This window comes from Spirosoma fluviale, assembly GCF_900230225.1.
In the GTDB taxonomy this organism is placed as follows: domain Bacteria; phylum Bacteroidota; class Bacteroidia; order Cytophagales; family Spirosomataceae; genus Spirosoma; species Spirosoma fluviale.
Window position 1 is genome coordinate 551,946 of the sequence record NZ_OCNH01000002.1, and the last position, 13,940, is coordinate 565,885.

A 13,940-nucleotide genomic window follows, 5' to 3' on the forward strand; every position below is an offset into this window, starting at 1 on the left:
CCGCTAACTGATAAATTAGCCGCTACGCGGCTTCAACGGAGTACCACTCCGTTGTACACTCAGCCAGTTCACGCCAGATCCAGCGCCACAATCTCGTGATCAAGAACCTTTGGCACATTGACCATTACCTGACCATTTTTGACCTCAAATTTTGGCGTTTGGCCGCTCATGAGCAGTTTTACGCCCGTCACCTTGGCCCCCGCCGGAACCTGAACGGATACCTGGGCGTCGACCGGAATTAGCTCCCGGAACGGGCCTTTCATCATCATGGGATTCGTCAGGTTGACCAGGTGGACGGTCATGGAGCTGGCCTGCCGCCAGACGTTCACGTCAATCACGCCCGGCCCCGTTACGGTAGTAATGGGTTGTTCATCGAGCGCCCAGTGAATGACGTTGCTGAGTAACTGGCCGTGGTCCACATTCAGCAGTTGCCAGAACGAGCGGTCCAGATCGCCGGGGATGTACGCGACGCGGCCTTTGCCCACTTGCCGCAGGTAGATTTCCCGCGTATCGGTTTCGGCCACGCGCGGGTACACATCTTCCATCGGCAAATCGGGATAGGTCGGGATGAGCGTAACCGGGCTGGGGAAGGTTGCCGTGGGTTTCACGTCGACTTTATAAATGGCGTTGATGATGCGGGGCGTACCGTCAAGGCCTTTCAAAATAGTCTGGCTTTGGCTGTTTTTGGCATCGTGGCGGAGGTGCAGGTAACTGTTTCGCATCGGCCCTTCTACCTTCTGATTGTACGACACCCCCAGCAAACTGGCCAGACCGAAATCCGGGCGCTGGTTGCCTTCCTCGTCGTAAAGCGACGTTTCGAAGGTCGCCACCAGACTGCCTCCCCCGTTGACAAACGCCTGTAATTGCTGGCACTGGCTGTCGGAAAGGGCGGCAATGTTGGGGAGAATCAGTAGCTTGAACCGCTTCAGATTGTCGGGGGTGAGCAGGCGGTCGTTCACCATATCAAACGGAACCCGGCTCTCGACCAGCGTTTGGTAGATGCCGTCGAGGTGGTCGCTGCTTTTCTGCTGCCAGGGTTTGCCGCCGTAATTGCGGTCCGTCTGCTCGGAATACACCACACCCACGCGGGCCATCGACGCGGTATTGCGGAGGTATTTTTCGTTTTTGTGGTAGCCTTCGTAGACCTTCGCTACGGCCTCCATCCAGCGTTTGTCGTAGATGTCGCCCCCGAATTTGACGAAGCACGGGCGCATTCCATTGGCGGTTCCTTCGGCTACCCAGATTCGGATTTCGGCGTCGCTCTGCACGGAGTCTTTCCAGCGGTATTCTTCTTCGATGCCCACGCTGAAAATCCCGATCAGGGGTTTCATGCCCAGTGTCGAGCGCAGTTCTTTGGCCCCTTTCCCATTCGACCACGGAGCCATGAGCCCACGCCGGGCCTGCTGGTCGGCGAAGAAAAGATCGGCTTCTTTACCCGTTACAATTTTGTCGGGAAAGCCGTTGGGAATAAACCGGGAGGCTGGTCGTTGCTGCCGAATGCCCGCATCCCATAAGGCCCAGACTTCCCGCAGGCGTTTCATTCGCCAGTCGGCCCATTTGCGGTAGGTCGGGTCGAGTCGTTCTATTTTTTTCGGCAGTTCGAGACCCGTTGCCGTTTTGAAATTTCGGGTACAGTGTTCGCAGTAGCAAACGTCGTGACCGGCCCAGCGGTTAGAGAAAATGCCTTCGGGCTGAAATCGCTCCATGATCTCTTTATTCACCTGGGGCATAAATTCGAAGTTGTACGGCCCGAGCGAGCAGGTGACCCATAACTCCGGGTTAGCCCAGTGCCGGCGTTTGCTGCCGTCGACGTTGACCGCAATCCAGTCGGGGTGAGCGTCGTACACGTTTTGACGGGCGGCATGGGGATCGGTCCTGAGCATGATCTTTATGCCCTGCTTCTTACAGCCTTCTACCAGATAGCCCAGCGTGTCGGAGTTGCCCAGGTAATCGCTTCGGTGGTGGAGGGGAATGTTGGTCGGGTAAAAAGCCACCACGCCACCGGCACTGAGTAACGCCCCATCGGCATGAATCCGTTTGAAGTAACTGAGCCAAAAATCGGGGTCGTAATGGCCGGGGTCGCGTTCCACAAACGCCAGTTGCGCCCACCGCATCGGCCCGTCGAGCCAGCGTGTTTCCGTCGGCGACACGACATTGGCAACCAGCGGATGACTAGCCAGTGCGTAGGCACCACCGATCAGACCGGTGGTCTTAATAAACTCTCTTCGTTCCATGAGGTAAGGGCCGGGGTGAACACGACAGGTTCTTCAAAAAGCAGAGTTTATTTTGGTCGTATTCTACTCTGATTACGTACCGCGGCTCTTTAGTCCGCGTAGCCATCAGACTAAAAATTCCAGGTCTTATTTTAGCCTGACGGCTGCACGGACTAAAGAGCCGTGGTACGACCAGCCATCTGAAAGCCCGACGTAAATGCTCCTTCCACGTTGCCATCGCCGAAGCCATCGCCACCGAAAAGCAGTGGGAGCGGGGCTTCTACAGCCAAAAACGGGGCCGGGTGCCGCTGGTCGGCCAGGCTGTAGCGCCAGCGGTGTACCTGAATCGTGCTGATGCTGTCAGATGGAATCAGGTTCGCTAGCTGATCGGCAAGTTGACGACCAATTGCGTTGAGGTCATCGTCGAAATGAGTTTGGCTGAAGTCGGCGCTGGCGTGTATGGTGACCGACGGTTGAGCAGGAGAGATGCCTTTTTGCCCGTTGTCCACAACCCAGGCAATATCGCCGGTTTCGTAGCGAATGGCACCGGGGGCGGGGAGTCGGCTGGGCTTGTTTAGCGCTACCATCACCGCAATGCAGGGTTGGTAAGAAATAGTCGAGAGGGCTGATTTATCCGCCGTTGTTATTGGAAATCCGCTTTTCTCAACCAGTGCCAAGGCCTGCGGAGCCGGGATGGTGATCAGCAACGCATCGGCCCGGTAGTGCCCGCCCGATTCCGTTTCCACGAGCCATTGGCTACCGTCAACGCGAAAGGAAATGACCGTTTCGGTCGTGTGTACGATCAGGTCTTGGGCCAGGGCTTTCGCTACGGCGTTCATGCCATCCACCCCAACGTAATGCGGTTTTTCAATGGCATGATCAGCCGGGCTGTCTGCTTCGGGTTCCCATTGGGTAATGACCTTTTCGGTCAATAAATCCTGAACGACTCGTTGAAATTCGGGCGTCGTGGCCGAGAAGTACTGGGCACCATGATCGGCGCGGGCCTGTTCGATGCGCCGGGTCGCCATGCGTCCGCCAATGCCCCGGCCTTTATCCAGAACGACAACGTCCCAACCTTGTAAACGTAATTCGCGGGCAGCGGTCAGACCGGCCATACCCGCACCAATAATTAAAGAAGATGGCATTTAGTTGAAATTTGTATCAGACAGCATCTTGCTGTCTGGCCGTAAGGCAAAAAACGTTTCTTCCTGCGGCCCAGAGCCGTAAACTGCGTTGATCGCCCGCTTACTTAACCTAAGTAAGTAAACTTGGTTTGGTGACTTTATTGCCTGACGGCCAGACAGCAGGCCGGGTGGCCGGAGCCATGCTGTCTGATACTCACAAACTCTTCGCTTTCAGCTGCGCTACGGCATAGCTGGCGGCTCGGGCGGTGAGGGCCATGTAGGTCAGCGAGGGGTTGACGTTTGAAGCCGACGCCATGGCCGAGCCATCCGTGACAAATACGTTTTTGCAGGTGTGTACCTGGTTGTACTTGTTGAGCACCGACGTTTTGGGGTCTTTGCCCATGCGGGCGGTTCCCATTTCGTGAATGCCCAGGCCCATGTGTGCCGCCGGGTTATCGTACGGAACCACGTTTTTGAAACCGGCGGCTTCCAGCATTTCGGCTCCGTCGTTCATAATGTCTTTCCGCATGGCCCGGTCGTTGGCGCTGAAATCGGCGTCGAAAACGACCTGTGGCAGACCCCATTTGTCGGTTTTGTCGGGGCTGAGGTAGAACCGGTTATTCGGGTCGGGCAGCACTTCGCCAAAGCCGGTCAGGCTCATTTTCCAGGGACCGGGCTGCGTCATTTTCTTCTTGAAATCGGCCCCGAAACCCGGTTCTGTACCACCCCTCGACCAGTCGGCGCGGGCGGCTCCGCCCTGATACCCGAACCCACGCAGGTAATCGCGTTTATCCTTGCCCCAGTTCCGGAAACGCGGGATGTACAGACTGCCCGGACGCGCCCCGAAATAGTGATCGTCTTCAAAACCGGGAATGTCGGCTCTGGCACCAACGGCCAGGTGGTGGTCCATCAGGTTGCGGCCCAACTGATCGCTGTCGTTGCCGAGTCCGTTGGGGAAGCGGGCTGATTTTGAGTTCATCAGGATCGATGTGGAGCCAATGGTTCCCGCATTCAGGAACAGCACTTTGGCGTAGAAATCCCGCACCTCCATCGTATTCTGGTCAATGACCCGCACGCCTTTGGCTTTCTGGGCGTGATCGTCCAGAATAATCTCCTGCACGATGGCATTGTGAATGATCGTCAGCCGGTTGGTGCTCCGGGCGGCTGGCAGCGTGGCCGCCAGTGAGCTGAAATATGCCCCGAACGGACAGCCCCGCGTGCAGCGGTTCCGAAACTGACAACTCGCCCGCCCCACCGCCGTATGCCAGGGCTGCGGCTTGGTGAGGTGCGCTACCCGACCCATCGTTATGGGGCGATTTAATTTCTGCGCGACGGATTTTTTGAAATGTGCTTCCGGGGCGGTCATCGCCATAGGCGGTAGAAAGGTGCTGTCCGGCAAAACGGCCAACCCTTCGGCCTGACCGCTGATGCCCACGAATTTTTCGACGTAGGTGTACCAGGGCACCAAGTCTTCGTAGCGAATGGGCCAGTCGATACCGAGTCCCTCTTTGGCATTCGCCATGAAATCTTCCCGATTCCAGCGGTAGGTATGTTTGCCCCAGATCAGCGATTTACCGCCCGTATGGTAGCCCCGAATCCAGTTGAACGGCCGCTTCTGGATGTACGGATGCTCTTTATCGTTGGTGAAATTAAGCTGGCTACCCTCTTTGGCCGAGAAGAACATGCTGGCATAATGCTCTTCGGCGGCTACCGTCGTGATCTTGCCCCGGTGCTCGAACTCCCAGGGGTCCAGCATGGCCGTTTTGTAATCTTCAACGTGCTTGATTTCGTAGCCGCGCTCCAGCACGAGCACGTTCAACCCTTTTTCGGTCAGTTCTTTGGCGGCCCAGCCCCCCGTCATGCCGGAACCCACCACGATGGCGTCGAAGGTTTGGGCTTTTTGTGCGTTTATATTCAGGTTCATAGAATGAATGATCGACGTAGTGAATGAGGTTAAACCTGGTTGCCGTACATGAAATCTTTCTGACCCGGCTTGATCTTGATGGCCTCGAATTTCCCCGGATTCGGCTGGTAGTCGAACGATGCCTTAACACCCGCTTCCGATGTAAAATACCCCCAGACGGTCAGTTCTTTGATCAATTGCCAGAACGACACCGAACCGGCTTTGGCGTTGGCTATCGCCTGGGCTTCGACCTGTTTCAGGAGCGTTGTTTGCTGATCGGCCGAGCCTGTCAGGAAACGGTTGCCCGCCAGATCGCTGAGCCCTGCCAGAAATACATCCTGCGCGGGTTTGGCGTAGCAGTCGCGCAGCATGATCTCAATAAAATCCGGTACGCCCGCATCGACGGCACCGGGCGTATCTGTCTTCGGAATGATAAGTTCGGTTACCCGCGCCATAATTTCACGCTGCTCTTCGGTCAGCATCGACGCGCCGTTTATCCGGTTTTGTGGGGCCGTCTGGTTCCAGCGGTCGAAGGCCAGCAATGTCGGGGCCGAGAGGGTTCCGCCCAGCATCAGGCTAACCCGTGATAATGCTTCCCGTCTGTTCATCCGTTGTAGTGAAGTAAAGTGTATTAAGTAAAGGCGATTGAGGGTAAATAATACCGCGTTGGGGGGTGAATTTTAGTATAGGAAGATGGAGGGTAATAGGGTATTGTTACCAACGAGCCGTCCCGTAGGGACATGATAGCGTAGCGTCGGTAGAAAAAGCACCATGCGTAAGATACGTTTGCCGTAGGTACACAACCCTTCTGTTGCGTACCTACGGCACGCCGAGAACGTGGATAATCCCTGAATTTCTACCGACGCTGCGCTGTTAGGGCCCTATGGGCCATCCCATAGGAAATTACCATCAACCCTAAAATAAATTCACCGGGTAACTTTTTGTCAGTTAATGACTTTGGGTATTAGGATAGAATTCGTCTAAAGAGAGACATCGTGAATCGGATTGCAAGCCGTATATTTCTGCATTTTTTGCAACCTTCTGTTTGCGCTAAGTCTATATTATCAATTAATAGTTTTACTTTCGTCAAGCCCACCATCGTTATGTCGCTCAAACTCCCATTTATAGAAGCCGAAATTACAGACCAGTATCTCTACGACGAAAACCCTCGTCCGTGGATTATTGGGTTTAGTGGTGGTAAAGACTCTACCATGCTGTTGCAAGTGGTTTGGCGAGCCCTGATGAAGATTCCGGCCGAGCTACGGAAACGCGATATTTACGTTGTTTGTAATGATACGTTGGTCGAGAATCCCAAAATCGTCTCGTTCATAAATCGGACACTGAAGTTGCTACAGAAATCGGCAACGCAGCAGGGATTACCCATCAGCGTACACCGCACGACACCCCGGCTTGAAGATACGTTTTGGGTCAACCTGATTGGTAAAGGCTATCCGGCTCCCACTAACTCGTTCCGGTGGTGTACCGAACGGCTCAAAATAAACCCGACTACGCGCTTTATTCAGGAAAAAATCAGCGAAGCGGGGGAGGCCATTATCCTGCTGGGTACACGCTCCGACGAAAGCCAAAGCCGCGCCCGATCCATGAAACGGCACGAACTGAAAGGGCAACGGTTGCGTAAACACATACTCCCTAATGCGTTTGTGTATGCGCCCATCCGGGATATTGAAACCGGCGAACTCTGGCAATACATGATGCAGGTGTCGCCACCCTGGGGCGGTACGCACAAGGAATTGGTGACGCTGTATCGAAACGCCAACTCTGGCGACTGCCCGCTCGTGATTGACGAAACAACGCCCTCTTGCGGCAATAGCCGGTTCGGTTGCTGGGTTTGTACGGTGGTGAGCCGCGATAAAAGCATGGAAGGGCTCATTGGCAACGGCGACGACTGGATGGAGCCGCTCATGGAACTGCGTAACAAGATTCTGGTGGAGCGCTCAAACCGCGATTCCCGCGAAAAACGCCGACGTACCGAAAGTGCCTACAAAGAAGACGATGATAATACCTGGGGACCGTATACGCCCAAAATCCGGGCTGAGTTTCTGACTATGCTACTGGAAGCCCAAAAAGAAATTCAGGACTCGCAAGGCGATATGATGGAACTGATTACCCATCAGGAACTAGTTGCCATTCAGTTAACCTGGTTCCGTGATAGTGTATTTACGCCCAAAGTAGCCGATATTTATAACCGCATCTATAACACCAACCTTGCTATGCCACGGCATGTTGAGAAGCTTTACCGCGAAGAGGAATTACTACGTGAAGCCTGCGCCGACCAACCCGAACACGTTGAACTGATTCAAGAGATGCTACTTCTTCAAAGGAATAGAACTTTGCTACGGAATAAGCGTGGCCTTCAACAAGACCTGGAAAAGCACTTGGAGAGTTTTTTGGTCAGACGTATAAAGGGTACCGTTCATGCCTGATAAAATACTTGATTACTATATTTATGCATTCACCAACCTGAATACTGGCGGAGGGAAGATTAAAGAAAGTGCGCCCCACAAGCCACTTATATTGCTTTCTGTTATTCAAGGGTACGGAAGCAACCTACTAACGGACAATACTATTCCCATCACCCCTGAACTCACAAGTATTTTCAAGTCAAACTGGAATAATCTAGTCACTACGGGTCACACGTTGAGCTTTGCCATGCCGTTTTTTCGATTGAAAAATGAAGACGGAAACTGGTGGCAGTTAGCGGCTAATCCGGGTTGTGAGCTTTGGGTACAAACAGGAGATCTGTCCAACTTCTCCAGTTTAAGTAATGCCGTTTCCTACGCCGAAATTGACCCTAATCTAGCCCAACTCCTTCTGAATGATAATACCCGGACAATTCTGCGTCAAGCACTATTAGATAAGTACTTTCCAGGTAAATCAATTACAATAGCTTCTGATGGTAATGCAACGCTGAACGAAATCAAACGCGAAATGCTTGAAGAAACGCCGATAGAATATAGTGACCGGATAAAGCGTTTGAAGAAACGGCTAAATGCTGAAACGTATGAGATTGAAATACATTCCAGAGAGACATTCTTTCGTCGTGAAGTTGTAAAGCTTTACGATGACAGGTGTTGCATCACCGGCGTTCGTGTATCGGCCCCTTATTCTTTCTCAATGGTCGACGCTTGCCATATTGTACCATTTTATAAAACATTCAACAATCATCCGACTAACGGTATTGCGCTTTGCCCAAACCTGCACCGGGCGTTCGATAAAGGAGTAATTTCGATTGACGACGATTACAGCGTTATAGTTTCTCCTACGTTCGTGGAAAATGACGCCAGCATTTATTCGTTGAAAGCGCTAGCTGGACAGAAAATTGAACTGCCTAGAAGTAAGGATTATCTTCCTGATGTAGAGGCATTGGAATGGCATCGGAAGAATACGTTTAAGCGTTAAAAGCTTCTTTGCTTCAGAACGACTTTCGGGATTCATTCGAAAAGATTCCGTTCGCCATTGCTGGGGGGCGTATGTTGGAGGTTGTACAACAGGTAGAAGACGAAACCAGCTATAAAACTACACTAAGCACACAGGAAAATGTTAGTCAGCGGTCTGACCTACTGCTAACCGATTTACTATCGGAAGAACGCAAGTTAAAGGAGGTTGTACCCGCTTCGGTGCATCGTTTTTATCACGACACCGTAAAAAATCTAATCAAAAAACATTTCTTCGCTGATACGCCTGATTTACCCAGCGACTTTCAGTTGCTACATGATTTCTCAACATCCGAAACGCAGCTACTCAATAGCTTTCTGACTGATCTTAAACAGGATTTTCGTGTCTCGTTTCGGCGGCTCAATGAGCGTCGGACGCAGTTGCAGAACCAATTAACCCATGCCCGCAAACGGTTGGCTGCTGCTGACTCGAATCAGGAAGACCCAATTCTTGCCGCCGACCGCCGACGCCGTGACGAGCTAAACCTCAAGGTCGTTAAAAATGACGAACAGATTGGCGAACACTACAAAACCATTGGTAAATGCGAAGATCGTAAAGCCAACGCTGAAAAGCAGATCAGCGAGATTACGCGGAAACTCACCGTGTCGGAACAATACCGGGCAAAAGATGAGGAAACCGAGATACTGATTGCAGGGTTACAACGCTTTATCGTTCAATTCAAACAGGACAAGAAACAATCGCTCGAAACGCAGATTTTGTATGGCCTGACTCAGTTGATGCACAAAAAAGAGTTCATCAAACGAGTTGAAGTCAATATTTACGGCGAAGACATTGAGATTGATCTCTACAACAAAGAAGGTTTAAAAATTCGGAAAGATTCGCTCTCGAAGGGCGAACAGCAGATGTACGCTACCGCTTTGCTGCGTGGTTTGGTCGAGGAATCGCAGATTGAGTTCCCGGTATTTATCGACTCGCCTATGCAGAAGTTCGATGAAGAACACGCGGAAAACATCATCAAATTCTTTTACCCAAACATTGCCGATCAGGTTATTCTGTTCCCGCTCATCAACAAGGAAATGACCAAACGGGAATACAAAATGTTGCTGCCCCGTGTGGCACAGACCTTCCTGATTCATAACCTGAACCCCGACCGTCCGGAGTTCCGCGCCTGTGCTCCCAACGCACTCATCGACACCTATACGCAACTCTACGCCAGCAATGCAGATTAATATTAAAACGTCGGAGGCCAACCGGCAACGCGTTACCGACCTAACCGGTCGAATTGGCGGTTCTACGCGTTTAAGTGAGAACGTGGTAGCCCGCATTGCTCTTGCCTACTCGTTGTCGCGCGGGAACCGGCTCAACATCGAGACCGATGTGCAGGACAGCAAAGGCAAAGAATATACCGATCAGATTTTATTGGGTAAAAACCGGTCGCTTTATATTGCGTTGGTATGCCAGCACTACCAGATACCGAATACGGATGGGAATCTGGCCAAGTACATCAAAATGCATTTGGACGATGGCCTGGAACTGATGGCCAAACTGTTTGAGCAGAACAAAACGTACACCGGGCTGGATTTTCTGTTCGAGGAAGTTGAGCGGGGAATTGAAGCCCTCGAAGATGCCGATGTGCCGTTAACACCGGTTACCAACCACAACCAGACCATCCGGAAAGGGTATTTTGCCGGCCCATTGCGGGTCAACATTGGCTACGATATAGAGTCGGGCGAACAGCAAACGGCCATGCTCAACTACATCGACCTGCACAGCAACGCCCACATTGCGGTAGCGGGTGAGTCAGGCAGCGGCAAAACGCAGTTTGCATTGAGTTTTCTGGAACAGGTCACGGCGGTATCTGGCGGGGCAATCAACTTCATCTACCTGGATTTTAAGGGTATGCAACCCGGCGACCTTCCCCGGCGGCAACCGTTTTTCGATGCTACCGGCGCTAAGTATCTGGATGTGCCGCAAACGCCTTTCCCGTTCAATCCTCTGTCATTTATTGACAATATCAACGAGAAGAACAAGATACAGGGCATCAATAAGTTTGTAGACATTATTATGAAGTATGCGGCCCGGATGGGACCGGTACAGCAGCAGCAACTTAAAGAAGCCACCCGAGCTGCTTTCGACGCCAAAAAGAATGGCGCGTATCCATCACTGGTCGATGTGAATGAGGAGTTGAAAACCATAACGGGCGGCAAACCCGGCACCCTCTCGCAGATTATGGATAGCCTGAGCGAGCTGGAACTGTTTGCCCCCGCTACCGACGTAAAAGACAGCTTCCTGAACCGCAATTATTATGTCAGTTTGGGGGCTCATCTGGAAACGTCGGTTCGGTTTACGGCTACGTTCCTGATGATTAATTACATCTACAACACCTTTGCCATGATGGACGATGCCCCGGTCGAAACCGACAGTATGGGCAACCCCATGCAGGCGATCCGTTACGTATTCCTGATTGACGAAGCGCACAACATATTTAAAGAACCCAAATCCCGCGCCCTGCTGGATACCATGTTGCGCGAACTCCGCTCGAAGGGTGTCATAATTGCGTTAGTGTCGCAGCAAATCGAAGAGTTCATTCAGTCCGACATGGATTTCTCGGCCAACTGCGCCAACGTTTTCCTGCTCAACATCAAGAACCGAAACCTGAAACTCATGAGCCGTTTCCTGGGCTACAGCGAGAAAGAAGGTTTAGTATTAGCCCGCAGCATGGAGAAAATCGAAAACGGACAAGCCGTAACGAGTTTGAAGGAATTTAAACGAGGGGAGTTGGTGAAATTGGAACGGTTTAATAAGTAACAAAGCCTCCACTTTAATTTATATATTTTAGTAAGAAAATTTAAAAATCATTAATTGAGTGTTCAATAATATGATACCATTTCTTTTTGATGATAAAGAAAATAAATTGCTCTCTAAAATAGAGAAAGCGAATAGCTCTGAATTAATGTACTGGAAATTGCCAAACATCGTTTATCCAATGTTTGTCATATTTTTATCTTTAGTATGCTATTTTGTTTTTAAGCCGAATGACAAGTTTACATGGATAGCATGGGTAAATATTATATTTAATGGGAGTTTGCCAATGATAGCTTTGAACAGAATTGGATCAATGGGTATCAATCTTTTTAAATACGACAAATCAAAAGAAAAGGTATTTGAAACTGATACTGGACTTTTGAGAGTTAAAATAGATGAATATTCTAAAATACTACTTATTGTCATAGCTTTGTTTTATATTTTTCAAGTTATTAAAGGCCCTTTTGAGTTTTCCTGGTATCTTATTGTACAGATAATAATATCTGTACTACTTATAAAATTTGCATTAAAATTTTCAAAATGTGCATATTTATTGCAAGATCGTTTGTTAGAAAGGTCATTAGGAGATGAGATTAGAGATGATGCAAAAGAGGTTAAAAAAGGTTTGTCTCAAAAATACGGCGAATAGAAATGATTAAGGATAATATAATCACAGCCCAAAGGGTTAAGCAAAATAATCAAGAATTTTTGATTAGTATTTTCACTATTGGTCAAATCTTAACTTTTACTCGCTATACAGAAAGACTTATCGTATATTATGACGAAAATAATATACCTGAATATAATCCGCAGATTCAAAGAAAAGTTGAAAACATACGCGTAGAAAAGATTGCAGACTTTCTAATAGAGGATTCAGATGCTCTTTTCCCCACAAATATTGTGTTGTCTATACCTAGTCCGGTTATAGAGTCAATTGAAAACATAGATGAGTCTACTGTAAAGGTTATTTTAGATAGATCTGTTTTTTCTGAAGTTAAAAAAGTAAATGGAGATATATATCTTACGATAATTGATGGACAACATAGGATAAGAGGAATTGAGCGAGCCATAGAGAGAATTAGTCAAGAGATTGCTGAATTACAAAAAAAATATGAAGTATCACTTAAAATAGATATTGAAAAAGCACTAGAAAGAAAGAAATTGCAATTGATGAATCTTTTAAATATTAATTTGTTGGTTTCTTTTTTTATTGATCCTACCCTAGAGTTTCAAGCAATGATTTTTTCAACTATTAACAGAACTCAAAAAACTGTTCCTGCTGGATTAGTATCAAGCCTTTTTGGATTAACAGACAAGGACACTCCTCAAAAAACATCACTTGAAATTGTATTGGCCTTAAATAGTTTTAAAAGTTCTCCCTTTTATAATAGAATAAAACTTTATGGAGGAAGATATGAGAGGAATCAAAGTCCTCCATTGACTCAAGCAGCAATGGTAAAATCCTTAATTGAACTAATATGTACAAGTATCCGAGAATCAGAACGAGATAGGTTTAGAGATAGAAAAGAGCTTTCTATTAATGTTAATCCTAGCTTACCCTTTCGCTTTTATTACGCAACAAATAATGACCAATTTATTACTGATATTTTATTTTCTTTTTTCTCAGCAGTGAGAAATACGTTTCTGCGAAATGGGGTTATATTGTGGAATTTTGAAGATAATACTAAACCGCAAAATATATTGCAAACAACTGTTGGTTATCAAGCATTACTAAGTTTGCTAGTAGATATTTTAGCTGTTGAAAAATTAGATAATAGAAGAGATAAAATTAGTACATACGAAGAGTATCTTGGAAAATGTGTAAGTGTAGATTTTGCTGATCAACAGCGTTATCCTTTTACGAGTAGATCTGCTAAAGTTTTTTACTATGACTTGAGTTTGTTAATATGGCCGCCTAAAAGTAGTTCTGATGACAGAGTGAAAAGATTAAGAGAACTGTTGGATAAAAACTAAAGGTTGATCACAAGTAAGTCGATCGTTTATAACACTCGCTTTTTCTCTTGAGTTTTATGAATCTGTGATCAAAATTGAGCTGTACCTATTATTCTGGTTGATGGCCCAATGCCTGTTTATTTCAGTGCTATGCATCGAGTTTTGACGGAGGATATTTAGTAATTCAATACATCGCATGCCCCACATACCCCTGATGCAATTGCGCCACGGGGAAAATCAAGTCCCAGTGGCTGTCTCAGGCTACGTTGCCACGCTCGATGCGAAAGTGCTTGACGTTATGTCCCTACGGGACAGCAGATTTGAGGAAAATGGCTTCTGTCTCTTCCGTAACGACGGCCCGGTGACGCTACGCTGTTTTGCCCCTACGGGGCAATGGCTTTGTGGGGGAATGACGGTGTTTCTACCTACGCCTTTGGCTGTTGTGTCCCTACGGGACAGCGAATTTGAGGGTAATTGTTTCTATTTCTACCGACGCTGGCGCTGTTATGTCCCTATGGGACGGGT

At 48.9% G+C, this 13,940-nt stretch carries 10 protein-coding genes; 6 read left to right on the forward strand and 4 right to left on the reverse strand.

The window, feature by feature from the left end; all coding sequences use genetic code 11:
- Positions 1–68 precede the first annotated feature (68 nt).
- The 4 genes from CRO74_RS13095 to CRO74_RS13110 all read right to left on the reverse strand — a co-directional run bounded on the left by CRO74_RS13095 (position 69) and on the right by CRO74_RS13110 (position 5,848).
- Complete coding sequence (locus tag CRO74_RS13095; RefSeq protein WP_097126499.1) at positions 69–2,234, reverse strand: alpha-amylase family protein; 2,166 nt, start codon at positions 2,232–2,234, stop codon at positions 69–71.
- Between the two features lie 152 nt (positions 2,235–2,386).
- Positions 2,387–3,358 (reverse strand): NAD(P)/FAD-dependent oxidoreductase, encoded by a 972-nt coding sequence (locus CRO74_RS13100; protein WP_097126500.1) that lies wholly within the window; start codon positions 3,356–3,358, stop codon positions 2,387–2,389.
- 193 nt (positions 3,359–3,551) lie between these two features.
- On the reverse strand, positions 3,552–5,261 hold the full coding sequence (locus CRO74_RS13105) for a GMC oxidoreductase (protein ID WP_097126501.1): 1,710 nt from the start codon (positions 5,259–5,261) through the stop codon (positions 3,552–3,554).
- 29 nt (positions 5,262–5,290) lie between these two features.
- Positions 5,291–5,848 (reverse strand): gluconate 2-dehydrogenase subunit 3 family protein, encoded by a 558-nt coding sequence (locus tag CRO74_RS13110; RefSeq protein ID WP_097126502.1) that lies wholly within the window; start codon positions 5,846–5,848, stop codon positions 5,291–5,293.
- Between the two features lie 495 nt (positions 5,849–6,343).
- Here CRO74_RS13110 and dndC point away from each other — a divergent pair, with 495 nt between their 5' ends.
- The 6 genes from dndC (at position 6,344) to CRO74_RS13140 (ending at position 13,436) form a co-directional block, all read left to right on the forward strand.
- A complete protein-coding gene (gene dndC / locus CRO74_RS13115; RefSeq protein ID WP_097126503.1) occupies positions 6,344–7,684 on the forward strand; it encodes a DNA phosphorothioation system sulfurtransferase DndC in 1,341 nt (446 codons plus the stop codon).
- Entirely contained in the window at positions 7,677–8,660 is a 984-nt protein-coding gene (locus CRO74_RS13120; protein WP_097126504.1) for an HNH endonuclease, read from the forward strand. The genes dndC and CRO74_RS13120 overlap by 8 nt, the downstream gene beginning before the upstream one ends.
- 8 nt (positions 8,661–8,668) lie before the next feature.
- Complete coding sequence (locus CRO74_RS13125) at positions 8,669–9,886, forward strand: AAA family ATPase (protein WP_097126505.1); 1,218 nt, start codon at positions 8,669–8,671, stop codon at positions 9,884–9,886.
- Positions 9,876–11,465 (forward strand): DndE family protein, encoded by a 1,590-nt coding sequence (locus tag CRO74_RS13130; RefSeq protein ID WP_097126506.1) that lies wholly within the window; start codon positions 9,876–9,878, stop codon positions 11,463–11,465. Before CRO74_RS13125 ends, CRO74_RS13130 begins: the two co-directional genes overlap by 11 nt.
- 70 nt (positions 11,466–11,535) lie before the next feature.
- Positions 11,536–12,111, forward strand: coding sequence for a hypothetical protein (locus CRO74_RS13135; RefSeq protein WP_097126507.1), 576 nt, complete (start codon positions 11,536–11,538; stop codon positions 12,109–12,111).
- 2 nt (positions 12,112–12,113) lie between these two features.
- Complete coding sequence (locus CRO74_RS13140) at positions 12,114–13,436, forward strand: DGQHR domain-containing protein (RefSeq protein ID WP_097126508.1); 1,323 nt, start codon at positions 12,114–12,116, stop codon at positions 13,434–13,436.
- The last annotated feature ends 504 nt before the right edge of the window (positions 13,437–13,940 follow it).

Coding starts and splice junctions, on each gene's coding strand:
- CRO74_RS13095 (WP_097126499.1), bottom strand. CDS start 2,234: ATGGAACGAAGAGAGTTTATTAAGACCACCGGTCTGATCGGTGGTGCC.
- CRO74_RS13100 (WP_097126500.1), bottom strand. CDS start 3,358: ATGCCATCTTCTTTAATTATTGGTGCGGGTATGGCCGGTCTGACCGCT.
- CRO74_RS13105 (WP_097126501.1), bottom strand. CDS start 5,261: ATGAACCTGAATATAAACGCACAAAAAGCCCAAACCTTCGACGCCATC.
- CRO74_RS13110 (WP_097126502.1), bottom strand. CDS start 5,848: ATGAACAGACGGGAAGCATTATCACGGGTTAGCCTGATGCTGGGCGGA.
- dndC (WP_097126503.1), top strand. CDS start 6,344: ATGTCGCTCAAACTCCCATTTATAGAAGCCGAAATTACAGACCAGTAT.
- CRO74_RS13120 (WP_097126504.1), top strand. CDS start 7,677: ATGCCTGATAAAATACTTGATTACTATATTTATGCATTCACCAACCTG.
- CRO74_RS13130 (WP_097126506.1), top strand. CDS start 9,876: ATGCAGATTAATATTAAAACGTCGGAGGCCAACCGGCAACGCGTTACC.
- CRO74_RS13135 (WP_097126507.1), top strand. CDS start 11,536: ATGATACCATTTCTTTTTGATGATAAAGAAAATAAATTGCTCTCTAAA.
- CRO74_RS13140 (WP_097126508.1), top strand. CDS start 12,114: ATGATTAAGGATAATATAATCACAGCCCAAAGGGTTAAGCAAAATAAT.